Here is a 22710-nt window from a genome sequence, read left to right on the forward strand (position 1 = left end):
ACACTCTGTTTGTCATGCAGTTTTCAAGGTTCAACTATATCTGAAATGCATTTTTGCAATTCATTTAAAAACCTTTCATTTTAGACTTGACTTTTAATAGTTAGTCTTTCGCGGCGCAGTGCGTCATCATGTTGACCGTGTTTGCTCCGGTGCTATTATCCGCTGCCGGAGCGCATTTTTTCGTTGCGGCAGACCCCCAGCAGAGAGCCGGGGAACTGGTGGTAATAGCGGCAGGAGCCGCAGTCAATACTCAACGGGTCATCATCCACCATTTCCGCATGGGGGCAGGCGTCCTCAAAAGTCAAAAGAACAGGACGGCCTGACGGGGTATGACCGGGCTGTTTGCAGTAGTCCTCCACCTCTCTTTGGAGATGGTCGTCCCAATATACGGGGACTTTAATCACTTCGCCCTCAAATTCATAGCGATTGACCTTGCTCATATCCGCCTCCCACATTTCCCGCACTTTCCGTTTTGGCGGTGATAAATGCCCGCAGGGAAGCGCGCATTGCGTTTAACTGTAACTGCAAATATTCCTCGTCCTCAAACAGCGCGTAATGCACGCAGGCGCGGACAAACAGATAGGTCATGCCCTGGATAAAATCAGCGGGCATCCCCAGCTTGCCGGAAAGCAGCTCGGCATATTTGCGGTAACGGATATTCACGCCGCTGAAAAACGTCTTGCCGTGTTCCCGGTATTTTGGGCTTGCATACACCTGATACATGAAGCGGTACTTTGCCCCATGGAGTTTTGCGGTGAGATAGGGAATCTCCCGCAGGAAACGCTCAATGTCCGCAAAGCTCGTCGGAGCATTTGCCATAAAGTCATCCTCCACCTTTGCCATACAATGGGCGGTGGCCTCGATGATGATACCGTCCTTACTGCCGAAGTAATACAGCAGGTTTCCGCCAGCATTTTCAGGCTGGTGTTTTCAAGCCCGTTTTCGCAGAAAACATCAAAGCAGGTTTCCAGAAATGCGATGCGCCGTTCTGGAATCCCTCTGTCATTCAACGCAGATCACCTCCCATTTGCTTGATTGACCGGGCGGTAAATCCTGCGTGAAAAAAATTTTGCGCCGCCCGCAGAACAACGCAAAAAAGGCGTACCCCACCCGTATAAAAACGGGCGGAATACGCCTTGAAAAATATGCAGTTCTTCTCTTGACAGAAAAAAAGGGCAGACTTACACTATGCTTGCTTGCTTGCTTGCTTGCTTGCTTGCTTGCTTGCTTGCTTGCTTGCTTGCTTAGTCATTTTCCCGCCTTTCATTTCCATTGTCAAGACCTCTTTCCGCAAAATTATACACGAATATCTTACCACAAAATCCGCTGTTTTTCAAGCAGTCAAAGCAAAATTCTGTAAATGCGCGCTCCACAGTTTTTGCGCCATTTTCGGGGCTTGCACGAAACGGCAAGCAGGGCAGGTGTGCCCACACCTGCTATTTTTGCGTGGCCGGGGGCCCCGCAAAAATGCTTGTTGGGGAGCTCCCCAAACCCGCCGGACTTCTGGACACTTTGTCCAGAAGTCCTTGTTGTCTGCGGCCCCGGCGCTATCGCTCCTGGGCCTTGTTCCGCTCGTCCGTGTGGCCGAGCAGACAGTCGATGTTCCCCTTGACCGCCACGGCCTCCCGCATATCCGCCTGGGCCTTGCGGTATTCCGCATAGAGGGCTTTTTTCTTTTCCGCCAGCTCCCGCCGCTGCTTTTTCAGCGCGTCCATCTTCGGGAGCTTTGCCCCGCCCAGCAGGTCGCTCATAGCGGCCTTTGCCGCCCGGTAGTCAGAAAGCTCCGCCTCATGCTGGGCCAGATATTTTTTAGAATACCGGGCCGCCTTGTAGCCGTCAAACACGGGGCGCGTCTTTGCGTACTGCACCACCGCCCCCATGAGCTGGGCTGTGTGGGAGAGCGCCGCCTCGGTGTCCCGCAGCTCCCCTGCCAGCTTGTGAGCCAGATCCACCGCCGCCTCGGTGCTGGCCGACAGCGCCGCATAGTCCGTCAGCCCATGCTCCCGGAGATACAGGAGCGCGGCGGCCATCTGCTTTAGGTTATAGACCTTGCCCCACCGCTCGTAGGCCGGGCCCTTGCCCTGGGCCAGACGGTTTTGAATGTCGATGATGAGATCGACACGCCGGGGTGAGGACGGGCCCTCCTGGGGCAGCTCCGGGATCGAACGCTCCCCGGCGATCACCGCCCGGATGTCCTCCGGGTCAAAGCCGGGGCCCAGGGTGGACGAGCGCAGGCGGGTGGGCTTATCCTGCCCAGGGGCAAGAAAGGAAATGACACCGCCCCGACCACGCTTCACCGCAAAGCCGGACTCCTCCATAAGCCGCAGGAACGCCGCAAAGTCGGCGGGGCGTTTCCCCAGGGCTTCCACGATAGCCAGCCGCACGCGCTGTTTGGCCGAGGGCGGGCGCTCCCCGATCCATTGTCCATAGTGGAGAAAGCGGCCCTTGCTGTGGAGCTTCGGGTCTTGAATCACCGACAGGTCATGCTCCAGGCATACCCGGTCAGAGAGCCGCCGCAGGGCTGCCGCCGATCTGAAAAAATCCCGGAATTTCCCGGTATAGTCCAGAGTGGTGGAATTGTAATAAATATGATTGTGGATGTGCTGGCGGTCTGTGTGGGTGGCGACAAAAAAGGCGTGCTTTCCCTTTGTCCAGCGCATGGCCGTTTCATAGCCCACCCGGTTTGCCTCCTCCGGGGTGATCTCCCCAGGGCGAAAGGACTGCCGGATCTGATAGCACAGCACATCCGCATCCCGCCGCTGTTCCCGGCCCGTGACAGCCTTGTACTTTGCCTTTGCCAGAAGAAACTCGGCGTCGGCGGTACGGTGGTCGCACTCATAGGCGGAAATCAATTCGCCGCCCTGGGTTTTCTCCGGGTTCTGTCCGTAGTCAAAACGGTCTTTCAGCGATTGGGCAACGGTTTCCCCCTTGCTGATATGATGGGTCATTAACCGCGTTGTGGCCGTATGCTCACCTCCTCCCCATAAACGAAAATCGGACGGTTGGGATTTTCCCAGCCGCCCGGCACTTCTGGACAAAGTGTCCAGAGGTCATCAGCTCACCATAAAATCCTGCAAGGCGTATTTTGCCCCGTACAGACGATCCAGCAGCCAAAGCCCGATGGCCGGGAGCCCAAAGGGGGAAACAAGGAACGCCAGCACCAGAGCCGCAATACACCCGGTATGCAGCCCTGCGAAAAAGGCGCAGGCCGCCAGCAGGACGAAAACCGTACACGCCAGCCAGCACACCGCCCCCGCTATGCAGGAGAGGAACGAGAGCACCGCCACGACGAGCATCAGCGCCAGAACAACGGGAGCCGCGATGATTTTCAAAATGATACGCATGGTTCATACCTCCTACAAAAGTTTGATACTTGCCTCTATATGTATATTATAACTCCGCAGGAGGGGGCCAACAAGGATGACTCCGGCCCGGCGCTTACCGGCCTATATTCTGATTTCCCGCACCTCCCGTCCTATGGAGTGAGCATACCGCATGGTGAACAATGTCCCGCCGCGCTCCCGCCCGTCATACACGGCGATCACCCGCTGGGACTCCCCGGCCATGTAACGGTTGCGCTGCATAAAGCATGAGGGGGCATATTCCTGACACACCACCTTAACGCCCTTGCAGGCCCGCAGCAGTTTTTGAAACTGCTGATTTTTTGTTTTTAAGCGGCCCGCATAGGGGATAGCCGCCTCCAGGAACAGCTCCGGGCGGCGCTCCATCTGTTCCACCACGATAGCCGCAAACATGAGATCGACCCCCTCGGCAAAACCGGAAATAAACCGGGTATAGCCCTCCGCAATCGCTTCTTCCACTTCACGCCGGAACTCCTGCTCCACATAGGCGATCCGCGCCTCTGGAATATCCCGGTGCCCTGTAACACAACAAGTTTTTTCAGCCATAAAAAGCCTCTCCTTTCTGCAATATTTAAGCCTGTGCACACCCCAAAGATAAAGGATTTAATATCGTATGTCAAGGAACACACAGGATGGCATATCGTATTTTCCGGGTAAGCACGATATACAATAATGCGAGAAGGGAGGGTTGTTCCCGTGTACGAGGAATTTACTCAAAACCGTATCGCACAGTTGCGGATGCAAAAGAATGTTTCGGCCCGTGATATGTCGTTGTCGCTGGGCCAGAACAACAGCTATATCAATCAGATCGAGAACAAGAAAGCCCTGCCGTCTTTACAGGGTTTGTTCTATATCTGTGAATACTTTGGTATCACGCCACAGCAATTTTTTGATGATGGCAGCGCCTATCCCGTTCAGCTTGCCGATCTGGTTGAGGATATGAAAAAGCTGGACGCCGCCTCGCTGGAGCATATCGCGGCGATTGTGAACGAAATGGTAGGCAATAAATAATCTCATGTGCGATGCAAGAAAGCAGGGACAAAACGGAGAGCAGCCCTCCGTCTTGTCCCCATTTTTTTGCGCCCACTTCTGGACAAAGTGTCCAGAAGCCGGGGCAGCCGGGGAGCTTGGCGCTCCCCGGCAAGGGTTAAAGCTCCACCACCGCCGACAGCTTTTTGAGCAGATCGGACAGCGGTTCCCACAGGGTTTCATAGTCCCGCTGCAACGCCTTGATCTCCTCCGGGTAAATACCGCCGTAGGTGTTGGCCTGGATCGCCACCTGATTTAGATTGTTAGAGCACCGCCGCTGGAGCGATACCAGCTCCCGCACGTCGGAAAGGTCAACATGGAGCACATAGCCGTTGAGGGCCATTTTCCGCACATAGGCCCCCAGGTTGTGGACGCCCGCCTCGGCCATGCGCTCCCGGATCAGCGCCAGCTCCTCCTCGGACACCATGACGTGCAGGTGGATGGGGCGGCGGCGCTTCTTCTTGTTCACCGCTCCTCACGCTCCCGGCTCCGATAGGGGCGGGGCGGCTCCTTTACTTTGTCCAGCGGCTTTTCCTGTTCCGGGGGCGGGGCCTGGTTATTCAGTACCCCGTCCAGCATATTGTAGTTGTGCTCGGTGGCGATCTCCGCGCTTTTCATAGGGTTATATTTTTCTTCCATAGAATCCTCCTTGTCCTAAATAGCCCGTCACCTCTGGACAAAGTGTCCAGAAGTGACGGTTTAAGATGTGGAAAGCATTGGGGCAAAACGGGGGCAGGCCATATCAAACTACGGCCTACCCCGAAAGCGGCCCCGGAAAGCCTTGTAATATGGGCATTTTCCGGGGCCTAATTTTCCACACATCACCTCCGTTTTTTTCGCATATACTCCCGCTTTTGCCGCCGCAGGGCGATCCGGGCACAGGACTCGGAGCAGTAGGCCAACCGCCCATCCATAGGGACGGGCCCGCCGCAGATGGGGCAGGGCTTAAATTCCGGCCTGGGCCCCTCGGTCAAAAGGGCGGCCTCCAACGCCGGATTGAGGGGCAGGACGGCCTCCCGGAAATAGCGGCAGTAAGCGCCCGTCCAACATTTGCCGAACATATAGCACTCACACTCCAGGGGCAGGCATCCATATTCCTTGTCATAGTTGGCGCACCATTTTGTCACCAGAGTGCGGATTTTCTTTTTTTCCTCGCGTGTCAGTTCACGGGACACGGCTTCACCTCCCGCCAGAGGTTTTCAAAAGTTCCCGGTAACAGGACACACAGCCGATCCCCCGCCAGTAGGGACACCCGGAACACCGGGAGCCCCTGGGCGCTTTCGGGACAGAAGGAGCCATGGGCCGCGGGCGCTGCTTCATCATTTTTTCATAGGGGCTGTTTGTGAAATTCATTCCTCGTCCTCCTCGCTGTTTTCTTCGTCCTCGTCCCAGGGCGGGCCATCGTCCTCATAGTCCTCCTCGCCGTAGTCATCCTCCGGCTCGCCAGCCTGCTGTTGTTTGGGGCGCAGCACCTTGAAATAAAACGCCGCTCCGCCGCCCACCAGGGCCACGGCCAGCACCGCCAGGAGCATCCCCGCGTTGCCGCCCGTTTCCGGCTCGGCCTCCTCCGGGGCGGGCTCCTCGGTTTCTGTGGGCTCCGGCTCAATGCCCACGCACTTGCTTATATTGACAGAGCAGACAGCACAATCCGTATTGACGGCCCCCGCCGCGCATTTTTCAGAGCAGGAGCACACCGCTTGTTCCACCCCGGCAGCCTCCGCCGCAGCCAGCAGGTCGGCCTCGTCCACCACATTCAGAAAATAGGTTTCGTATTGCTCGCCCTCTTCGTCCACGGGCTTATCATAGTCAATGACGATATAGAACGTGTTGCCGCCGCTGGTCTGGACGGTAATGAACTGCTTGTTGGTGTGCTCGTCATAGAGCAGATCGCGGGTCACAAGGTTGCCCTCTTCGGAAAAGCCCTCGCCGGGCTCAATGGTGGGCTCCGGGGCGGGAGTTTCCTCTGTCATGGTGGGATCGCCGTAGTCCGCGCCCTCGCCGCCGTCCGCGTAAGCATACGCCGGGACGCTAAAACCGCATAAAAGAACGACGGCGCAAAGCGCCGCCGTCAAAGACTTCCATCGTTTCATATTCAATTTTCCTCCTTTTCCGCAGGCTCCGACTTCTGGACACTTTGTCCAGAGGTGCCGCCGTCCCGGAGCCGCTGGAGTACCAGGGGCAGCTCCTCCAGGGAAACGCTCATGCCCCGCACAATGTCCACGATCTCCTCGTTTTCCGCCTCCCGGTGCTTTTGTTCCAGCTCTTTCAGCCGGGCCTGCTGTTCGCTGATTTTGACCTTGACCTTATCAATCTCGGCCTGGATTTTTTGGCTCTTGCTTGCCGCCATAGAATACCTCCAATCATGGTAAACGCCCGTAGGCGTAAAAATGAGATTGCCAGTAGCTTGTGTTCAGGTTCGCGTAACTGATGGGATCACCACAATGGATCATCATATTGTCCCCAACATAAATCCCACAATGGGACACGCCCGCCGTGTCATAGGTGCCGACAAAGAACACCAGATCGCCGGGGCGAGGTGCGCTGGTGGGGGTGCAGATGTTATAGAGCCCCTGGGCTCCCAGGCGGCCTACATTCCAGCCGGAATGATTGATCACCCAGGACACAAAGCCGGAGCAGTCAAAAGACGTGGCCGGAGAGCTGCCGCCCCACACATAGGGATAGCCCAGGTATTTCTCCGCCTCGCCCAAAATGGCCGCAAAGGTTTCATCGTCCAGATATTCCTTCGGCACGTCATAGTCAGCGGGCGGGTTTGTGATGTATTTTCCCACATAGGCTGACTCCGGGAACAGATCGGGTCTGTTCCCCAGGGTGGACATATAGAGGGAGTACCGGGCCATCTGTTCCTCGCCCATTATTTCCAGGGGCAGATGGGAAAGGTTTTTGTTTTCCAGCGTGACATAGCAGATGTAGTAATTGTAGGGCACCTCCACTGTGTAGGAATTGCCCTCACTGTCCGTCCGGCTTTCTGTCCGATACCGAACCTCCACCACCACATCCTCGGTGAGAATGTACTGGCGGTCAAAGAGGGTTTCCAGGGTGCCCTGTACCTCGTCCACCGTCCACGCCCCCTCATGGAGCACCGACAGAATGGAGATCAGCACATAGGGATCGTGCTCAATTTCGTCCAGGTCAAAATGGTACTCGTCATAGTCGTGGGTGCTTTCGTAGCTGTCCAGATAGTTTTGCAGCTCGGCCTCCATGCCGGAATAGGCCGCCTCCGCCGCCAGCATTTCCTCGTCCTGGGACGGGTAGGTGGTCGCTCCCACTGCACCCGCCCCAGCGTTGCCAAGCGTCACCAGAGAGGACGAACAGGACTGCATCATAAAGAGCAGGAGCACACAGGCCAGGGCCAACAGCACCCCCACGGGATGCCGCTTCACAAAGCCCGCGATCTTTACCCCGGCCTTTTCCGTGGCGGCGGCGGTCTTTTTGGCGGCGCTTGCCGCTCCCGTCTTTGCCGCCTCCCGCGCCCGCTTTTGATACTGCTTTTTCAGGCGGTGCTTGCGCCACATCTGGGAAACAGAATTGCCGGACATTTCCGGGTGCTCCTGGGCGGCCATGCGGAAGTGATAGTCCGCCGTAGCCTTAACATACTTGGACTCGGCCCGCTGGACAGCCTTTGCCGGGTGCTGCCGGATTTTCTTTTGCACAAACCGTTTGCCATGCCGCAGGCCGGACTCACCCACCAGCTCGGAGCGGTGGGCCCCCTCGGTGCCGACGTTCTCCTGCTCCACTTCAAAAATTTTCCCGTGTACGAAGCCATGGACGGCCCCGCCAGCGGCCCGGCCTATCCGCCGCACCGGGCCGGGCTTTTTGGGGGGCTTCTGTTTTGCCAGCTTATCCTTTGCCCGTTCCAGCTTTTCCCTGCGCTTTTCCATGCGGAGCTTGGACGCAGCGGCCTGCTCCTGTTTGCTTTTCTGCCGGAACTTTGACTTATGGACACTTTGTCCAGAAGTGCCGCTGTCCGCAGCCCCGGCACCCCCTGGGGAGCCGCCCCCAGCAGCCCCGCCGGGATCGGCGGCGCTCTCCCAGGAGCCGGGGCGCTCCCTGGGCTCCTGTTTGGGCTTATTCGGTTTTCGCTTCATTCTTCAAATCCTCCGGGCGGGTAGTCAGCAGGTTATAAATCTCACCTTTGGGGAACCGATCCACAAAGGGGATGGTCACATCTCCATAGAACAGCAGGCCCTCGCCGGAATTGCTGTGGGTAATGTAGGAGAGCTGGTGCTCCGAAATGCCGAGCTGCTTTGCCAGAATTGCCCGGTCACTTTGGGCCTGGGACAGCAGGATCATAAAATCCGTGTTGTCCAGAATGGCCTCGATCTCCCGGCTGGCCAAAAGGTCTTTGACGTTCTGCGTCAGGGCCGAGGGGACGCAACCCTTTTTGCGGAGCATCTTCCACACGGCCACAAAGTAGCTGGCGGTAAGCGCGTCCCGGAGCAGAATATGAAACTCGTCAAAATAGCACCAGGTAGAAATGCCGTTATGGAAGTTCACATTGACCGCCGAAGTGACAAAATCGTTGGTGATGTGCATGGCAATCTTCCGCAGGTTTTCCCCCAGCCCTTTCAACACGATACACACCACACGGGCGGTCAAGTCCACGTTGGTGGGGTGGTTAAAGAGGTTGAGGGAGCCGGTGCAGTAGAGCTCCAGGGCGGTTGCCACACGGCGGGCCTCCGGCTCCGGCTGCTTCAAAAGCTCCTCGTACAAGTCCTGGAGCAAGGGCGGCTTGCCGTCCCCGATCCCCAGGGCCATATCCCGGTAAATGAGCCGCACACAGCGGTCAATCACGGTTTTTTCGATGGGCTGCAAGCCGTCCTTGCCGCCTACCACCAGCTCACACAGGGACAACAAAAAATCCGCTTTCATGGAAAGCGGGCTTTCGTCCTCGTCCAGATCAAGCTGGATGTCCATGGGGTTGATATGGCTGGGAGAGCCGGGGGCGATCTCGATCACCTGCCCGCCCAGCCGCCGCACCAGCGGCGCATATTCGCCCATGGGATCGACAATCAGAATCCGATCCTTGGGAATGGTGAGGAACACGTTTAAGAGCTCCCGTTTTGCCGCAAAGGATTTTCCCGATCCGGTTGAGCCAAGATACAGACCGTTGGCTGATTTCAGCTTTTTGCGGTCAGCCATGATGACGTTATGGGAAAGGGCGTTCATGCCGTAGTAGAGGGACGGCCCGGCCATGCGGAGTTCCCGGGTCATAAAGGGAATGAAGATGGCCGTGGAGCTGGTTGTCATGCCCCGCTGGATCTCCACCTCGTTATAGCCCAGGGCCAGGGAAGAAACGAAGCCCTGCTCCTGCTGCCAATCCAGCCGCTTCAAGGCACAGTTATATTTCTGCGCGATACCGCCCACGGTAAACACATCGTTTTCCAGCCGCTGCCGGGTGGGGGCAAGGTTTACTACCGTAAAGGTCAGCAGGAACATCCGCTCATTGCGGGACTGGAGATCAGCCAGGAGCTCCGCCGCGTCCTTGCTGAATGTGATGAGGTCAGGCGGGAGAATGTCGGGATCGTACCCGGCCCGTACCGCCTTTCGCTGTTCCTCCACTTTCATTTTGCCGATGTCGGAGAGTTTTCCCTTGACGGTCTTGATGGCTTTGAGCTGATCCACCGTCTGAACGTGCATGGTGACAGTCAGCTCCGCATCCAGCTCCAGAATTTCCGCCAGCAGCTTATCCGAGAGCTCGGACGCCAAAATCTGCAAATAGGACGCAGCGCCCCAATACTGGCCCACACGGAACGTCCGGGACTGCCGGAAGTCGAAGCTGTCCGGGGCGATATAGTCCTTTGTGCCCATGCCCGTTTTGGGAATGTCCTGCCAGGAGAAACGGAACGGCTCCCGGCTGCCGGGGTGCATCTGCCCATGGAGCAGGGCCAGCCGCGCCTGCCCATCCATAGCCTCCGAGGGCACCCCCAGCCGTTTCAGATTGCCGGTCACATCGGCCTCCACCCGTTCCAGGCGGGGCCGGGCCTCCGCGATCCCCTCGGCGGGCAGGCCGAATGTGATATACTTGGAACGCTCAATGCCGTTGTTGCTTTTGGCGATCTGATTTTTCAGCATCCCGGTAAACTCGGCCCGGACGCTGTTGAAATTGTCCTGGGCCGGGGGGATGTTCACCCGGTACTTACTCCGGGAACGGGAACGCCGGTTAATAAAGGAAAGCTGGAACGGCAACGAGGTATCAAAGTAGTTGAGGAATGAGCTCCAGCCTCCGAAAATGGCCGTCTGATCCTCGGTAGAAGCCACGGAATAATTGATGTCCTCGTATTCCACCGTCTTTGTGTAGAGCCCACCGGGGAGCTGGCACACCCCGTCCGGGTGCATCACCAGATAGGGGATCGTCTGCTGGGCAGACAACGCAGCTTTCCGTTTAGCGGCCTTTCCGGGGCCGCGCTTTTGGTCTTTTGCCGTTTTCAATCGCATCCTCCTTTCCCGCAGCGCCTCGCTGGGTAAACGGGGCGTAAATATTCTGCGTCTGATAGGGCCTGATCCCAGGCCGCAGGAAACGGGCCCGGATAATGTTTCCCACCACCTTTTCCAGCGGGAGCCCGTCTTTTTCATACATCGCCAGCAAAAACGCCGGGAGCGCCACGGCCATCATCAGGAACATGGCCCCGGTATTGCCGATGGTGCTCCGGGCCAGCAGATAGGTGGGGACGCCCACCGCCGCCGCGATCCCGAAGCACACAAGCTGGCGTTTCGTCAGGTTAAAGGCCAGTTTTGTCTTGACCTTTGACAAATCGTTTGGGACATTTACATAGGGAATTTTGCTCACTTCCTTTCCAGCCCGGCCACTTCTGGACAAAGTGTCCAGAAGTCCGGGGTATCTCAGCGCAGCACTTCCGCGATCCCTGCCATAATGTACTCCGCACAGGGTAAGGCGATGGCGTTGCCCAGGGCTTTATAGCGGCTGGCGGCGCTGATCTCTTTGCCGTCCGCGCCGTATTTTGTCCAGCCCTCCGGCAAGCCCATCAGCCGCTCACACTCCAATTCTGTGGGAAAACGCACACAGCCGCCTGCCGGATCGTCCTCATACCAAAAGGCAAAGGGCGTTACTGTTCCAGCCAGCAGGGTGGGAAAAGGGTCAGTTGGCAGTCCAAAGCTGTTTCGGAACGCGGTGTGCTGCCCGCCTTTTGCGGCTCCCCGCATACGGAATCCTTGAAAGGGTCGGACGATGGGTATTCGCCCCCCTGCTTCAAGAAAAGGGCCTCGATCTCCGCCGGGGGCGGGCACCCGGCTTTCTCCGCCAGACGGAGAAAGTGGCTGCATTGACCGGGGCTTAAACAATATTTCGAGAGCACGTCGCCCTCTAAAATCTGCCACGAGAAAGACGCGCTGCCGCCGGGCCAGCCGGGGCCTTGCCCAGTGTTGGGCATCCATGAGCCGCCATGCGAGATCGGGACATCCCCCTCGCACCATTCCGGCGTTTGCCCATCTTCCCGAAGCAGGCATTGGAATTTCGGCGTCTGTGAAAGCGGATAACACGGCTCTAAAGTCCATCCGGTCATTTGAAGAAAACGCTCCCATGACGTTTTCCCAAATAGTGATAACTGGATATAGATCATTGGTGGCCTTTCTCATTTCTTGAATGATACGGATTGCGTGAAAGAACAGGCCGGATTTGGCCCCATCCAGCCCCTCCCGCCTGCCGATCTGTGAAAGATTTTGGCAGGGTGAGCCAAAGGTCAGCACATGGACAGGCGGGACGGCCCCGCCGTCCAGTTTGGTGATGTCCCCCAAGTGGGCCATGTCCGGGAAGTGCCGCCGGGTGATGGAGATAGGGGCAGCCTCGATCTCGCTGGCCCACAGTGGGCGGATACCGCACCGCGACGCTGCCAGGGGGAAAACGCCGATCCCATCGAACAGGCTCCCCAGAGTAATCGCGCTCACAGGCCCACCTCTGGACACTTTGTCCAGAAGTCCGGGACGGTGCTTTCCACCTCGTTCCCCCACACATCCCAGCCAGGCGGGGACTGCCGGGCGAACAGCTCCACCCTGGGCACATCGCCCATGAGGGCAACGATCTTATCACGGGCCTCGTCCGGCTTTTTGCTGTGGGCTTCAATGGGGGAAATGATAAATTGATGGATATTCGCCGCCTGCCGTTTCGGGTGTCCTCGCGTTGCCAGCAGGCAGATCTCCGCGTTTCCCCTCGTCCAAAAGCCCAGGCCATAGAACCAACTGTCGGCCTTTCGGTTTTTCTTGAGCCACACAAACGCCACGCTTTTGTAGGTAAAGCCCCACGCCTGGATCAGCCGCAGGGCTTCCGGGAGCTGCGGGAATGTGGCCCACAAAAAAAGCGCGCTGTTCGGGGCCGCAAGATCGGCCACAGGCAACGCGCAAAGCTCGTCGATCCCCATGGTGGGATAATGGTTTTCCGCCGCCCCCTGTACCTTTTTTGCGGAATACCGCCAGGGCGGGTCGGCGTAAATGATAGAATACTTCTCGATAGTTACACTCCTTTCTCCCCGGCCTCCACCGCCGCCTGCGCCAGACGGACGCGCTCTGTGGCGGCGGCATAGTAGGCCGGGACAGTTTCAAAACAAATAAAGCGGCGGCCTGTATTGAGGGCGGCAACCGCTGTTGTGGCAGAGCCCGCGCAGATGTCCGCCACCACCTCGCCGGGCCGGGTATAGGTCTTGATGAAATACTCGCACAGCTCCACCGGCTTTTGCGTGGGGTGGACGGTGCGCTGGACGGCTGGAAAGGCCAGCACGTTTCCGGGAAAGCGCAGGCCGTCCTCCGAGCCGCTGCCGGAACGGGTGAACTTTCCGTAGTTGGTGCTGTTCCCGTTATTGCCCGCAATTTTCTTGTAGGGCTTGCCCTGCTCAAACTGCGGATTGTAAAGCGGGAGCTTCTGATAAAACACCAGAATATTCTCCGTCTTTTTCAGCGGAGCGCGGCGGGCATTGAGAAAGCCTGTGCAGCGGCTTTTGTACCATATCCACTCATAGCGGAGCATTGGGAGATTGGACGCGCCCAGCACCTTGTCATAGGGGCATTGTGCAAAGAACAGCACGGCGCCGTCCGGCTTGACAGCCCACTTGACCGCCTCCCACAGCTCCGGGAGCGGTAGGGGTACATCCCAAAAGTTCCGTGTGGTGCCGTAGGGCGGATCGGTCAAGAGCATATCCACCGAATGACGGGGCAGGGAGCGCAGGCCCTCGATGCCATCCATAAGGAACAGGCCCTCCGGGAGCTCCGGGGACTTCTGGACACTTTGTCCAGAGGTGCCCTTATCGGTCATCCCTGGCCTCCTTGCCCTTTACCGGGGCGGGCCGGGCGGCGTTTTCACGGGCGGCCTGCGCCCGCCCCTCGGCTAACTGCTGGGCTATCGTTTTTGCAGCGACCCTGCCGCCCAGCAATTCACGCTTTTGCAAAACGTCCTCCGTTTCTGCCATAAAGCGGTACACATCCGCCTCGGTAAATTCCTCCGGGGCTTTTCCATTCCACAGGGCCGTTCCATCCGGCCCATATCTTCTCGGCATATAACACCCCTTTCTCAATGTGCGTTAAAGATACTGCGGGCAATCGAGCCCGTTTTGAACAACATAAAGCAGAGCAGGACGGTATATCCTACAATGCCCCAAATCGCGCCGATGGGGTCGCCGCTTGTGGCAATCCCCTGAATCAGCACCGCATAAATGGCAACACACACCAGAATGAGCAGCCCCTGGAAGCCCACGGCAAACAGGGAGCGCAGATAATTCTGGCCCATTTGCCCAACCTCCCGATGGGAGATCGTCGCCATGGGGATGGGAGCCAAACTGGTGAGCAAATATATTTCCAGCATTCTGCCATACACCAACACAAAAATGACAATGCCCAGCGCCCACATGGTAACGCCGATAAGCGAGGATTGGAGCCACAGGCCCAAAAGCGGCCCTAAATCCATCCCCTCCAGGGTGGTTTCCAGCTCTGTCAGCATATCCGGCGTGATGTCCGTAGAGCCCTGGATGAGCCCGCCCGCCTGGGCGATCACCGTCTGCGACACGTCAAAAACGGCCATCACAATGTTAAAGGTGTTGGACAGAATGAGGATGGCACAAGCGGTTTTGAACATCCATTTATAGATATTCGCCACGTCAAACTCGTGCATATTGTTTTTTTCCAATAGCATCTGTATCAGCTCATAGGTGGCAACAAAGGTCAGCACCAGACCGGCTATCGGTAAGATCACCGTTTCGGAAAGCTGGCGTATAAGGGAGAAAACCCCGGCGTTCCACGCCGCCGGGGTAGTCCCCACTTGTACCGCGATCTCCCCGACCTGGGCGTTGACGTAATCGGTGAGCCCCTCAAGGTTCCCCATGATCCCGCCAATCAGCAGCTCCTTGAGCCAGTCTGTGAGCCAGTCGGTGAGAAAATCCATAAGCCACTACCTTAAAACAGGCCGGACAGCAGAGGGATCAGGGTAGTGCCCAGCAGGATGATGCCGCCGCCCGCCATGAGCTGTTTTATCCCCAATTAGGTGTAAAACTCTGCTCGATGGCGGGCGGCGGCGTACAAAAAATCTATATGGTATTTTTAAGAGAACCGTCCCGGCGGGACAGGTCAGGCAGTGACCTGTTCCACCTCTGGGATGGGTTTGAGATTAAAATGAATTTCGATAGAAATGTGTCTTGTTTTATCTTCGTCAATGCGCTCATGCACGACGATTTCTTTGATTAAGCGGTTGAGGGTGGCTGCGTCCAGCTCTGTGATGTTGGCGTATTCCTGAATGGCTTCCACCCATTGTTTTGCGTCATTGGCAAGCTGGACTTCATCGGACAGCCGCTTTCTGCCCTCGGACACTTTTGTTTTAAGCTCCGTCTGCTCGGTCTGTGTCTTTTCCAGCATGGTGTTGAAATTCTGCTCACTGATACGCCCTGCAATCATATCCTCATAAAGCCGCATGACCATTTTGTCCAGAACCTCAATCCGTTCCTCGTCCCTTGTAAGGGAGCGTTCCATTGCTTCCCGCTGTTCCCGCTGCTCGGCTTCACAGGTATTGGTCAGGCGGTTTGCAACCGCTTCCCCATCCATCAGGGCGGCTCTGGCACATTCCCGGATTTTCCGCAGCACATGGCTGTAAAGGGTATCATAATCAATCCGGTGCTGGGTGCAGTGGTTCTTCCCAAAGGCATTGTAGGTCTTGCAGGAGTAAATCCGCTGGGGATGTTTGGCGTTTGTGTAGCGTATCGTCAGTGACTTCCCACACTCGCCGCATTTTATCAGTCCGGCAAACAGGCTGATTTCATTGGTCTGTCCCGGACGCTGGCGGGATTTCAGCTTGTTCTGCACAATGTCAAAGCTCATGCGGTCAATCAGCGGTTCATGCTGTCCCTCCACCACAATCCAGTCCTCCGGTTTCTTTTCCCCAATCGTGCCGATTTTGAAGCGGTAGTCCTTTTTCTGGGAAGCAATCGCCCCGGTGTAGACGGGATTCATCAAAAGGTCTTTGATAACGGAGAAGTCCCACATATACCGCCCGTTTTCCGGGTCTTTCTTTTCCCATTTGGTGCGGGTATTGCGAAGCCCCCGTTCCCGATTCCACCATGTGGGGCAGGGGATTTTTTCTTCCTCCAGCCGTCTGCGGATATAGTTCGGACCATGACCGTTTAGGGCATATCCGAAAATCAACCGCACAATTGGGGCGGTTTCCTCGTCAATGAGCAGATGGTTTTTGTCCTCCGGGTCTTTCCGATACCCAAACGGGGCAAGACACCCGGTAAACTGTCCTTTCTGCGCTTTCAGAAGATAAGAGGAATGGACTTTCTTGGAAATATCCTTGCTGTACATCTCGTTCAGGATATTCTTGAATGGGGCAATGTCGTTGTTATCCCGCAGGGTGTCGATACCGTCATTCATGGCGATATAGCGGACACCGTTTCTTGGGAAAAAGTCCTCAATCAAATGCCCGGTTTGCAGATAGTTACGCCCCAGTCGGCTGAGGTCTTTCGTGATAACAAGGTTGATTTGCCTGCGCTCAATGGCTCTCAACATTCTCTGTAAATCAGGACGCTCCATATTAAGACCTGTGAAGCCATCGTCCTGATAGACTGCCACAACCTCCCATCCCTGCTTTTCGCAGTATTTTTCCAGCATATCACGCTGGTTTGCGATACTGGCACTTTCGCCTTGCAGGTCATCGTCCTTTGACAGCCTGCAATAGACCGCTGCACGATAGCCCCCAGCAAGTGCATTTCCGATTGTTCTATATTCCATTTCGTTCATCATAGCCATTTACCCACACAATCCAGACGGTATCTGGCTCTTTTGAACCTCATCTTCATTATACCTCAAATCTTTCTTTTTAGCAAGATATTCTTTTGTATTTGATTTACCGTATTTCTGAGAAATCAGGCTGACGAACACATCGGTTGCGTCCAGCTCCCCGTCAAACACTGTTGTAACATGAATCTCTGTTTTGTTTTTTGCCATAGGCAGTTATCCTCCATACATGAAAATAGCCAGACAGAGGGTGTCGGCAACGAAGTCCGGCAACAGGCTTCAAAAGACCTTGCAAACAATCTCAATCTGGCGGTGGTTACTATTTATACTTTTCTTTTATTTTTCTGTTGTTTTGGTTGTCATAGGGGAGAAAATCCCGGAAATAAGGGATTTTCCCCGGCAACCGGCTCGGCAACGGGATAGCAATAGGGGGTGCAACGGGCTGTCATTTTCAGAATGGAAGCTCCATCTGTTCTGTGACCTCCACAAAACCGTCCATCGTTTTTTCAGACGGGTTGCCGGAATCCGTTGCCGGGTTTTCACGCTCCCAGCCCTTTTGTCTGCCATATTCGGAAAACATTCTTGGGTTTTGGAAGTACCGCCAGCGGTCAATGCACTGGTTCATAATCTCGTTGATTTCCCGGATTTCCCATTGCTTCGGCTCGTCAAAAGCATGGTTCAAGGCTTCCTTGTAGAGCTGCTTGGAGCAGACCATGCTCCCGGTGTACTTATCAAGATACGCCTGTATCATTCCGGCTTTGGTGTCCTCCGGCATAAAATCCCGCTGGTGTTCTTTGAGATACCGCTGCATGGCAGGGCTGAAAGCCAGCTTGAACCTGCCGCTTCGGTAAATCTCCATCGCTTCTGCCCACATCTGCTCGATATAGGCTCTGGAAGCGGCTTCGTCCTCCAAAATGTGAACCTCGGCTTGCTCCGGGTACACCATGACGGGGATAAAGCGGCGGTTGCCGGAACGGTCAAGGGGCAGGAAGTCAAGGGCATTGGAAGTGCCGCCAAACACGCACTGACGGGGGCGGTCTGCCGGGTGGGTTTCATAAGGTATCTTGTAGACCTCTTTCTGTCGGCTTAAAAATGACTTGATTTCCTCAATGCTCTTGGCGTTGGCGGTTGCCATCATTTCCGACATTTCGATAATCCAGTGACCTTGCAGCTTGCGGTACACATTGTCATCGTCCAGCTTCCGCAAATCATCGGAGAACCACTCGTCCCGGACTGCCAGCAGACGGAAGAAAGTGGACTTGCCAGCCCCCTGACCGCCTACCAGGCAGAGCATGATTTCAAACTTGCACCCCGGCTGAAAGGCTCGTGAGATTGCACCCAGCAGGAACAGCTTCAATGCTTCATAGGTGTAATCGTCTGCGTCAGCCCCCAGAAAGTGCCGCAGACAGAAACGGATTCGTTCTGTCCCGTCCCACACAAGGGTATTGAGATAGTCCCGGATGGGATGGTACTTGTTTTCATTCGCCACAATCCCAATGGCGTTATCAATCTTTTTCTCATTGGTAAGCCCGTAGGTTTCTTCCAGATAGAGAAGAAGATACTTCATATCCGTATCATTCAGGGCGGTGCTTTCCCTGTGGAAGCCGATGGGCTTTATGATGTCCTTGCGGTCAGTCAGGATGTTGTATGCGATAGCCCCGGAAAGCAGCGGGTCACGCTGGAATACGGTCAGGCAGTTCCGTATGCTCTGACGGACACCGCCTTTCTCGGTAGTTTCCAGCCCCGCCTTGATTTCCTCAATGCTCTGGGGCGGCTGCATGGCGTTCATGGTGTTTTTTAGTTCTTGCTGCGTTTGCGGCGGCAAGCTCTGCCATTCGCTTTTCAAGCTGTATCACATCCTTTCCGTAGTCCGTAATCAAAGCTGCTTTTTCCTCTGTCTCCCCAAAGAGCAGCACATCCAGCAGATATTCCACTTGGTCTTGCTTCTGTAAGGCTTCCACAAACCGTGGATGAAAGGCTTCCTCCGGGGAGTGCGGGGCATAATCCTTTCTCCATGCCCGAAGCAAGTGAAGATAATCGGCAAGAATACGGAAGCAGCGGCTCTTTGCTTCCTGAAACTGTTCCTCCTGGGATTTCTGCCGGGGCTTGGGCTTTTTTACCTTCCCCGGCGGTTTCCAGTCCTCATAGGAAAGCCCGAAGTCCTGTGCCAGTTGTACGGCGGCTTCTTTCTTTCCCAGCCCATACAGGGCGGCGGTAAAATCAATTACATCCCCATCCGCACCGCAGCCGAAGCAGTGGTAACGCCTATCCAGCTTCATGCTTGGGGTTTTATCGTGATGGAACGGGCAGCAAGCCATCCCGTTCCGACCTATATGGATTCCATAATGCTCCGCAGCCTGTCTGGTTGTGACGGACTGCTTCACAGCTTCAAATAAATTCAAATCTATCCCTCCTTAAAAAGAAAAAAGCACCTGACATTCTCTGCTTGAAAATGGCAAGTGCCTGTTAAAGTTCCATATCCTGTTGTCTGTGTTTCGTCTGTTCCGGGGCGGTTCTTTGTGCTTTTTTCTCGTCTGCCTTATCCTGCAAGACTTCCTTGATAGGCTGCTTCTTGGGCAGCTCTTTGCTTTCCTCTGTGCCGGGTGTGGCTTTCCGTACCCAGTAGCGGATGTCCCGCAGCTTCTTCAAATCCTCCTGTACCTCGGTCAGCGGTGTTTTCAGAGCTGCAATTTCTTCCAGAAGTGTTTCCTGCTCCTGTTGCAGTTCCTTTTGAGTGCTGTCCTTATCGTCCGGGTGCTTGGCAAGGTAGGCGGCGGCTTTCTCATACCGGGCAACCTCCGGGTGTTCCTGTTTGAATTTTTCCTTTGTTTTCTTAAAAAATATCTTCTGGTACTTCTCATAGACAGCCTTACATTCTTTGCAGTCTGTCCGGCTGGCAAGAATCCCGTCAATCACTTTGCTTCGGGCTTCCTTTGGCTTCATCTGATTGCGGTAATCTGCGGCTGATTTCCCGGAGGATTCCAGAAATGCTTCTAAGTCCTCCACAGTGGAAAGCCCCTTTTGCCGGAGATAGGACAGGGCTTCGCTGACTGCCTTTAAGTCCTGTGAAGTCCCCCGGTTCTGTCCAGCCCTTGTCCAGTCCTTCCGTTCTTCCTTTCGTATCGCCATATACTTCATCAGCAGATTGGGAAGAAGTGTTGCTTCCTCCGCCGCCTTTTGTGCAAGCAGCTCTTTCCGTTTTTCGCCCAGCTCGGTAATCCAGCCTTTGAGGTTTTGGATAAGCTGCCGGATGGACTTCATCAGATTGTTGGCAGCTCTGATTTCCCGGTTCAGGTTTCCGATATTCGTCTGGATACCCCGCTTTTCCATCTGCCGGACAGCAGCTCCCTCATGGACAGTAGGGACTATATCAAGCCCCTGTCTGGCATAGGAACGCAAGTCCACACGCTCCGGGCGGTCATTGGCTTCCAGATAGCGGTTCTGGATGACCTCCCATTCATGCCGCCAGATTTGACAATACTTCTGGTCGTTCCAGTCAACCGTATCCTCCTTGTGGCTTTTCCACCTGCCGGATGGCAGCTTTATCCGTTCCCCGTTCTCGTCAAGGTCATAAACTTTGCGGCTCTTGGGAAGCCATTTTCCATGTTCGTCCATTGCCCTCATAGTGAGCAGGACATGGGCGTGGGGATTGTGTCCCGGCGGATGGGGGTCATGGATTGCAAAATCAGCAATCATGCCTTTGGAAACAAACTGCTGCTCACAAAACTCCCGTACAAGGACAGCGTACTGGTCAGGCGGTATCTCTCTGGGGATGGTAAGCACCCACCGCCTTGCAAGCTGGGAGTTCCATTGTTTCTCCACCGCTTCGGCGGCGTTCCATAGGGTATTGCGGTCTGCATATTTCTGTGGGGCATTTGCCGGGAGCAGGATTTCATTGTGGACGATACCACGCTTTTCCGGGTAGTGCTTCACTTGCTGGTCGTATTCACAGAACAGCTTTTCGCCGCTCTGGTAAGCAGCGGCGGCAATCGCAGACTGCTGTTGGCTGCGCTGCACAATAGAAATTTCGTTATGCGGACAGGGCATTTCGTGTCACTCCTTTCTGTGATTGGCGGATGGGGTGGCGTTTTACCACCTCATTTTGGGCAGAAAAAAAGCAGGAGACCTTTTTCAGATTTCCTGCTCGGTGTGCCGCTGTGTGGGCGGCGGGTATTTAGTTGTAAAAGTTCGGGGCAAGTTGACCCGATGTGAAGCTGATAAACTGGAAGTTGTCTGATTAGCAATTATCTTTTGCAATTTATAACTGCATCAAAAAGAATACCAGTACACTCAAGAGTATTGTTACTGTCCCCATTATAATAAACATCATGGAAGTAAAACTTTTTGAAATTGGTCTATCAACATAACACTTTTTAGGATTGTTTGGATTATAATAAACTGCCATCTTACTGTTTATAGGCCACAACTGCTCCGCGAGTTGACGCAAATTCGCAATAGCTCCAGTTTTTACATGTAGCCACCCTTTTTCATCTTCATAGACTTCTGATTTCACCGGTACAGGTACTCCTGATAGTTGCGTTGTTTTAACTCCTCGAAATTTTTTCTTTGCTTTATAACAAATTCCATTCACAAAGTACTCAACGATTGGGTACACTCTTCCATTTCCAGGAAACCCATATTGTTTAATAATACCATCTGTCTTTTTTGTACACAATTTATTCTGTCTTTTTACAATGATATTGAAAGTAACTCCTAGTAGAACCAATATTACACCAAGACCTCCAACTGTCATCAATTCTAACCATGCAATTTGTATTTCAGTCATAGTTTCATCACCTCAAATTCTAATTTGTTGTCATCTTCATTATACTTCATCGACTATCGAAAAGATAGCATATTTTATGAAACTTGTCGGCTGGGAACAGCTTGCAACGCAAGGTGTCCCCAGATGGCAAGTACACAAAAGGGTAGCTGGCGGCAGCCAGCGCAGGGGAAGCGTAGCGTCCCCTGTATGATTTGGAGCAGACCATGAATGCGGAAAATCACAGCCCTCCGGCGAGGAGCCTTCGGAGAACGCAATGCACCAACCTCTGGGTGGTGTATAATTGCGCCCTTAGTAAACTAAGGGGTTTCTGGCTTCTTCCGTTCCAGCAGTTTTTTCAATAATTCCTGCGTGTCCTGTCTGTGAAAAATGAGTTTCAACAACAGCATGACATCATCATCTGTCAGGCGTTCCGGCTCTTGCAGAAAACTTTCCAGCATACCGCCACGGGTACAGAGCCGGTGCGTCCGTTCCTTTCGGGTAAGCTGTTTCAACTGGTGCTGCAATGCCTTTTCATCATTGATGGCTTTCCGCAGTTTCTTTTCGTTTTTTTCCAACTCCCGATTGAGTTTTTCCAGCTTTGAGGTATCAGGCAAGGGCAGCGTCCTCCTTTCCCGGTATCAGCACATAAATCCTGTTTGGTTCTCCAATGCCCTGACGCACCCGCATGATAAGTCCGGCGGTTTCCAGTTCATTCAGAGAACGCTTGACCGTCATGGGGCTGCGGGACAGGACTGCGGCAATGGCTGTGACAGGGAAGCAGACAAACAGGATTCCGTTCTCGTCCTCCTGCCCTTTGGTGAGCGTAGCGTCTAACATCCGGCAGTACATGACCTTTGCGGTGCTGCTGACTGGAAATCCTGTCAACGCTCTGGGAAAGGGCATACAGGGCGGCAATGGTGTGTCTATGGTCATAAATTCAAAATTCATTCGGTGAGTCCCTCCTTTTTCTTGGTTCGTTTGGATAAATAACGGGGGCAGTCAACCACAACCGCCCGGAAGCTCTGCTTGCACCCATGCTGGCATTTCCGGCATAATTCGTTGTAAGTGACACGCCCCCGGTCATTGAGGTAAAAGGAAAGCTCATGCTTCCTCTTTTTGCTCATTCTCGGCATATTGCGCTTCCTTCCGTTTTAGTGTATGGTTTCGGGGTGATTTTCGGCAAAATTACGGTCATAGAGCCGCTTAAAATCTCCCGAAGTATCAGCGATAGGGTAGACTATCCCCCTATCAGATTGTCGTGTTTCGGTATCATTTCGGTGTCAGTTCGCCAGTTCTCCCCGGTGTCGTTCC

Annotated in this window: 28 protein-coding genes and 1 pseudogene; 1 reads left to right on the plus strand and 28 read right to left on the minus strand. The window is 54.8% G+C overall.

Features of this window, described 5'->3' with window-relative positions:
- Positions 1 to 155 precede the first annotated feature (155 nt).
- From ACTQXY_RS07370 to ACTQXY_RS07390, 5 genes are all read right to left on the minus strand, one after another.
- Entirely contained in the window at positions 156 to 440 is a 285-nt protein-coding gene (locus ACTQXY_RS07370; protein WP_441658957.1) for a hypothetical protein, read from the minus strand.
- Positions 418 to 819, minus strand: a complete 402-nt coding sequence (locus tag ACTQXY_RS07375; protein WP_441658958.1) for a hypothetical protein — start codon at positions 817 to 819, stop codon at positions 418 to 420. Before ACTQXY_RS07375 ends, ACTQXY_RS07370 begins: the two co-directional genes overlap by 23 nt.
- Before the next feature lie 728 nt (positions 820 to 1547).
- Complete coding sequence (locus tag ACTQXY_RS07380) at positions 1548 to 2948, minus strand: relaxase/mobilization nuclease domain-containing protein (protein WP_441658959.1); 1401 nt, start codon at positions 2946 to 2948, stop codon at positions 1548 to 1550.
- A gap of 105 nt (positions 2949 to 3053) precedes the next feature.
- A complete protein-coding gene (locus ACTQXY_RS07385; protein ID WP_441657200.1) occupies positions 3054 to 3344 on the minus strand; it encodes a CD1845 family protein in 291 nt (96 codons plus the stop codon).
- 102 nt (positions 3345 to 3446) lie between these two features.
- The gene (locus ACTQXY_RS07390) at positions 3447 to 3908 is read right to left on the minus strand and encodes an SLOG family protein (RefSeq protein ID WP_441658960.1); all 462 of its coding nucleotides are present in this window, start codon (positions 3906 to 3908) and stop codon (positions 3447 to 3449) included.
- Positions 3909 to 4058: 150 nt separating this feature from the next.
- Here ACTQXY_RS07390 and ACTQXY_RS07395 point away from each other — a divergent pair, with 150 nt between their 5' ends.
- Positions 4059 to 4373: a helix-turn-helix domain-containing protein gene (locus ACTQXY_RS07395; RefSeq protein ID WP_441658961.1), complete on the plus strand. Its 315-nt coding sequence runs from the start codon at positions 4059 to 4061 to the stop codon at positions 4371 to 4373.
- A gap of 136 nt (positions 4374 to 4509) precedes the next feature.
- Here ACTQXY_RS07395 and ACTQXY_RS07400 read toward each other — a convergent pair whose 3' ends face one another.
- The 23 genes and pseudogenes from ACTQXY_RS07400 to ACTQXY_RS07510 all read right to left on the minus strand — a co-directional run bounded on the left by ACTQXY_RS07400 (position 4510) and on the right by ACTQXY_RS07510 (position 22532).
- Positions 4510 to 4860, minus strand: coding sequence for a plasmid mobilization protein (locus ACTQXY_RS07400; protein ID WP_441657202.1), 351 nt, complete (start codon positions 4858 to 4860; stop codon positions 4510 to 4512).
- A complete protein-coding gene (locus ACTQXY_RS07405; RefSeq protein WP_441657203.1) occupies positions 4857 to 5030 on the minus strand; it encodes a DUF4316 domain-containing protein in 174 nt (57 codons plus the stop codon). The genes ACTQXY_RS07400 and ACTQXY_RS07405 overlap by 4 nt, the downstream gene beginning before the upstream one ends.
- A 182-nt stretch (positions 5031 to 5212) precedes the next feature.
- Positions 5213 to 5566 (minus strand): cysteine-rich VLP protein, encoded by a 354-nt coding sequence (locus ACTQXY_RS07410; protein ID WP_441658962.1) that lies wholly within the window; start codon positions 5564 to 5566, stop codon positions 5213 to 5215.
- A gap of 174 nt (positions 5567 to 5740) precedes the next feature.
- Positions 5741 to 6481, minus strand: a complete 741-nt coding sequence (locus ACTQXY_RS07415; RefSeq protein WP_441657205.1) for a DUF4366 domain-containing protein — start codon at positions 6479 to 6481, stop codon at positions 5741 to 5743.
- 2 nt (positions 6482 to 6483) lie between these two features.
- Entirely contained in the window at positions 6484 to 6738 is a 255-nt protein-coding gene (locus ACTQXY_RS07420) for a DUF4315 family protein (RefSeq protein ID WP_347161009.1), read from the minus strand.
- A gap of 13 nt (positions 6739 to 6751) precedes the next feature.
- Positions 6752 to 8497 carry a CD1108 family mobile element protein gene (locus ACTQXY_RS07425; RefSeq protein ID WP_441658963.1) on the minus strand — a complete coding sequence of 582 codons (1746 nt, stop codon included), beginning with the start codon at positions 8495 to 8497 and terminating at the stop codon, positions 6752 to 6754.
- On the minus strand, positions 8478 to 10847 hold the full coding sequence (locus tag ACTQXY_RS07430; RefSeq protein ID WP_441658964.1) for a VirB4-like conjugal transfer ATPase, CD1110 family: 2370 nt from the start codon (positions 10845 to 10847) through the stop codon (positions 8478 to 8480). The genes ACTQXY_RS07425 and ACTQXY_RS07430 overlap by 20 nt, the downstream gene beginning before the upstream one ends.
- On the minus strand, positions 10795 to 11190 hold the full coding sequence (locus tag ACTQXY_RS07435) for a PrgI family protein (protein ID WP_195560263.1): 396 nt from the start codon (positions 11188 to 11190) through the stop codon (positions 10795 to 10797). The genes ACTQXY_RS07430 and ACTQXY_RS07435 overlap by 53 nt, the downstream gene beginning before the upstream one ends.
- Before the next feature lie 62 nt (positions 11191 to 11252).
- Positions 11253 to 12314: a DNA cytosine methyltransferase gene (locus ACTQXY_RS07440; RefSeq protein WP_441658965.1), complete on the minus strand. Its 1062-nt coding sequence runs from the start codon at positions 12312 to 12314 to the stop codon at positions 11253 to 11255.
- Positions 12311 to 12874 (minus strand): MT-A70 family methyltransferase, encoded by a 564-nt coding sequence (locus ACTQXY_RS07445; RefSeq protein ID WP_441658992.1) that lies wholly within the window; start codon positions 12872 to 12874, stop codon positions 12311 to 12313. The genes ACTQXY_RS07440 and ACTQXY_RS07445 overlap by 4 nt, the downstream gene beginning before the upstream one ends.
- A gap of 2 nt (positions 12875 to 12876) precedes the next feature.
- Positions 12877 to 13671: a DNA methyltransferase gene (locus ACTQXY_RS07450; RefSeq protein WP_441658966.1), complete on the minus strand. Its 795-nt coding sequence runs from the start codon at positions 13669 to 13671 to the stop codon at positions 12877 to 12879.
- On the minus strand, positions 13661 to 13912 hold the full coding sequence (locus ACTQXY_RS07455; protein ID WP_441658967.1) for a hypothetical protein: 252 nt from the start codon (positions 13910 to 13912) through the stop codon (positions 13661 to 13663). The genes ACTQXY_RS07450 and ACTQXY_RS07455 overlap by 11 nt, the downstream gene beginning before the upstream one ends.
- Positions 13913 to 13926: 14 nt before the next feature.
- Positions 13927 to 14793: a VirB6/TrbL-like conjugal transfer protein, CD1112 family gene (locus ACTQXY_RS07460; protein ID WP_441657212.1), complete on the minus strand. Its 867-nt coding sequence runs from the start codon at positions 14791 to 14793 to the stop codon at positions 13927 to 13929.
- Between the two features lie 11 nt (positions 14794 to 14804).
- Positions 14805 to 14885 (minus strand): annotated as a pseudogene (locus tag ACTQXY_RS07465) (Maff2 family mobile element protein); the annotation flags it as partial.
- 90 nt (positions 14886 to 14975) lie between these two features.
- On the minus strand, positions 14976 to 16646 hold the full coding sequence (locus ACTQXY_RS07470) for a recombinase family protein (RefSeq protein WP_441658968.1): 1671 nt from the start codon (positions 16644 to 16646) through the stop codon (positions 14976 to 14978).
- Positions 16647 to 16844 (minus strand): hypothetical protein, encoded by a 198-nt coding sequence (locus ACTQXY_RS07475; protein WP_441658969.1) that lies wholly within the window; start codon positions 16842 to 16844, stop codon positions 16647 to 16649.
- Positions 16845 to 17085: 241 nt separating this feature from the next.
- Positions 17086 to 18423 carry a VapE domain-containing protein gene (locus ACTQXY_RS07480; protein WP_441658993.1) on the minus strand — a complete coding sequence of 446 codons (1338 nt, stop codon included), beginning with the start codon at positions 18421 to 18423 and terminating at the stop codon, positions 17086 to 17088.
- The gene (locus ACTQXY_RS07485; protein ID WP_154557417.1) at positions 18392 to 19036 is read right to left on the minus strand and encodes a CHC2 zinc finger domain-containing protein; all 645 of its coding nucleotides are present in this window, start codon (positions 19034 to 19036) and stop codon (positions 18392 to 18394) included. The genes ACTQXY_RS07480 and ACTQXY_RS07485 overlap by 32 nt, the downstream gene beginning before the upstream one ends.
- A 64-nt stretch (positions 19037 to 19100) precedes the next feature.
- The gene (gene mobQ / locus ACTQXY_RS07490; protein ID WP_154557416.1) at positions 19101 to 20681 is read right to left on the minus strand and encodes a MobQ family relaxase; all 1581 of its coding nucleotides are present in this window, start codon (positions 20679 to 20681) and stop codon (positions 19101 to 19103) included.
- 211 nt (positions 20682 to 20892) lie between these two features.
- On the minus strand, positions 20893 to 21420 hold the full coding sequence (locus tag ACTQXY_RS07495) for a hypothetical protein (protein ID WP_154557415.1): 528 nt from the start codon (positions 21418 to 21420) through the stop codon (positions 20893 to 20895).
- Between the two features lie 296 nt (positions 21421 to 21716).
- Positions 21717 to 22013, minus strand: coding sequence for a DUF3847 domain-containing protein (locus tag ACTQXY_RS07500; RefSeq protein ID WP_118773048.1), 297 nt, complete (start codon positions 22011 to 22013; stop codon positions 21717 to 21719).
- Positions 22006 to 22347, minus strand: a complete 342-nt coding sequence (locus tag ACTQXY_RS07505) for a replication initiator protein A (protein ID WP_154557414.1) — start codon at positions 22345 to 22347, stop codon at positions 22006 to 22008. The genes ACTQXY_RS07500 and ACTQXY_RS07505 overlap by 8 nt, the downstream gene beginning before the upstream one ends.
- Positions 22344 to 22532 (minus strand): hypothetical protein, encoded by a 189-nt coding sequence (locus ACTQXY_RS07510; RefSeq protein ID WP_154557413.1) that lies wholly within the window; start codon positions 22530 to 22532, stop codon positions 22344 to 22346. The genes ACTQXY_RS07505 and ACTQXY_RS07510 overlap by 4 nt, the downstream gene beginning before the upstream one ends.
- Between the last annotated feature and the right edge of the window lie 178 nt (positions 22533 to 22710).

The organism is Faecalimonas sp. LCP19S3_D12, from assembly GCF_052121495.1.
Classification (GTDB): domain Bacteria; phylum Bacillota; class Clostridia; order Lachnospirales; family Lachnospiraceae; genus Faecalimonas.

Bases quoted from the DNA above. Each gene is read 5' to 3' on its own strand.
- ACTQXY_RS07450 (WP_441658966.1), bottom strand. From the start codon at position 13,671: ATGACCGATAAGGGCACCTCTGGACAAAGTGTCCAGAAGTCCCCGGAG.
- ACTQXY_RS07505 (WP_154557414.1), bottom strand. From the start codon at position 22,347: ATGAATTTTGAATTTATGACCATAGACACACCATTGCCGCCCTGTATG.
- mobQ (WP_154557416.1), bottom strand. From the start codon at position 20,681: ATGCCCTGTCCGCATAACGAAATTTCTATTGTGCAGCGCAGCCAACAG.
- ACTQXY_RS07425 (WP_441658963.1), bottom strand. From the start codon at position 8,497: ATGAAGCGAAAACCGAATAAGCCCAAACAGGAGCCCAGGGAGCGCCCC.
- ACTQXY_RS07390 (WP_441658960.1), bottom strand. From the start codon at position 3,908: ATGGCTGAAAAAACTTGTTGTGTTACAGGGCACCGGGATATTCCAGAG.
- ACTQXY_RS07375 (WP_441658958.1), bottom strand. From the start codon at position 819: ATGGCAAATGCTCCGACGAGCTTTGCGGACATTGAGCGTTTCCTGCGG.
- ACTQXY_RS07370 (WP_441658957.1), bottom strand. From the start codon at position 440: ATGAGCAAGGTCAATCGCTATGAATTTGAGGGCGAAGTGATTAAAGTC.
- ACTQXY_RS07415 (WP_441657205.1), bottom strand. From the start codon at position 6,481: ATGAAACGATGGAAGTCTTTGACGGCGGCGCTTTGCGCCGTCGTTCTT.
- ACTQXY_RS07460 (WP_441657212.1), bottom strand. From the start codon at position 14,793: ATGGATTTTCTCACCGACTGGCTCACAGACTGGCTCAAGGAGCTGCTG.
- ACTQXY_RS07495 (WP_154557415.1), bottom strand. From the start codon at position 21,420: ATGACTGAAATACAAATTGCATGGTTAGAATTGATGACAGTTGGAGGT.
- ACTQXY_RS07430 (WP_441658964.1), bottom strand. From the start codon at position 10,847: ATGCGATTGAAAACGGCAAAAGACCAAAAGCGCGGCCCCGGAAAGGCC.
- ACTQXY_RS07470 (WP_441658968.1), bottom strand. From the start codon at position 16,646: ATGGCTATGATGAACGAAATGGAATATAGAACAATCGGAAATGCACTT.
- ACTQXY_RS07480 (WP_441658993.1), bottom strand. From the start codon at position 18,423: ATGAACGCCATGCAGCCGCCCCAGAGCATTGAGGAAATCAAGGCGGGG.
- ACTQXY_RS07475 (WP_441658969.1), bottom strand. From the start codon at position 16,844: ATGGCAAAAAACAAAACAGAGATTCATGTTACAACAGTGTTTGACGGG.
- ACTQXY_RS07405 (WP_441657203.1), bottom strand. From the start codon at position 5,030: ATGGAAGAAAAATATAACCCTATGAAAAGCGCGGAGATCGCCACCGAG.
- ACTQXY_RS07380 (WP_441658959.1), bottom strand. From the start codon at position 2,948: ATGACCCATCATATCAGCAAGGGGGAAACCGTTGCCCAATCGCTGAAA.
- ACTQXY_RS07420 (WP_347161009.1), bottom strand. From the start codon at position 6,738: ATGGCGGCAAGCAAGAGCCAAAAAATCCAGGCCGAGATTGATAAGGTC.
- ACTQXY_RS07455 (WP_441658967.1), bottom strand. From the start codon at position 13,912: ATGCCGAGAAGATATGGGCCGGATGGAACGGCCCTGTGGAATGGAAAA.
- ACTQXY_RS07510 (WP_154557413.1), bottom strand. From the start codon at position 22,532: ATGCCGAGAATGAGCAAAAAGAGGAAGCATGAGCTTTCCTTTTACCTC.
- ACTQXY_RS07385 (WP_441657200.1), bottom strand. From the start codon at position 3,344: ATGCGTATCATTTTGAAAATCATCGCGGCTCCCGTTGTTCTGGCGCTG.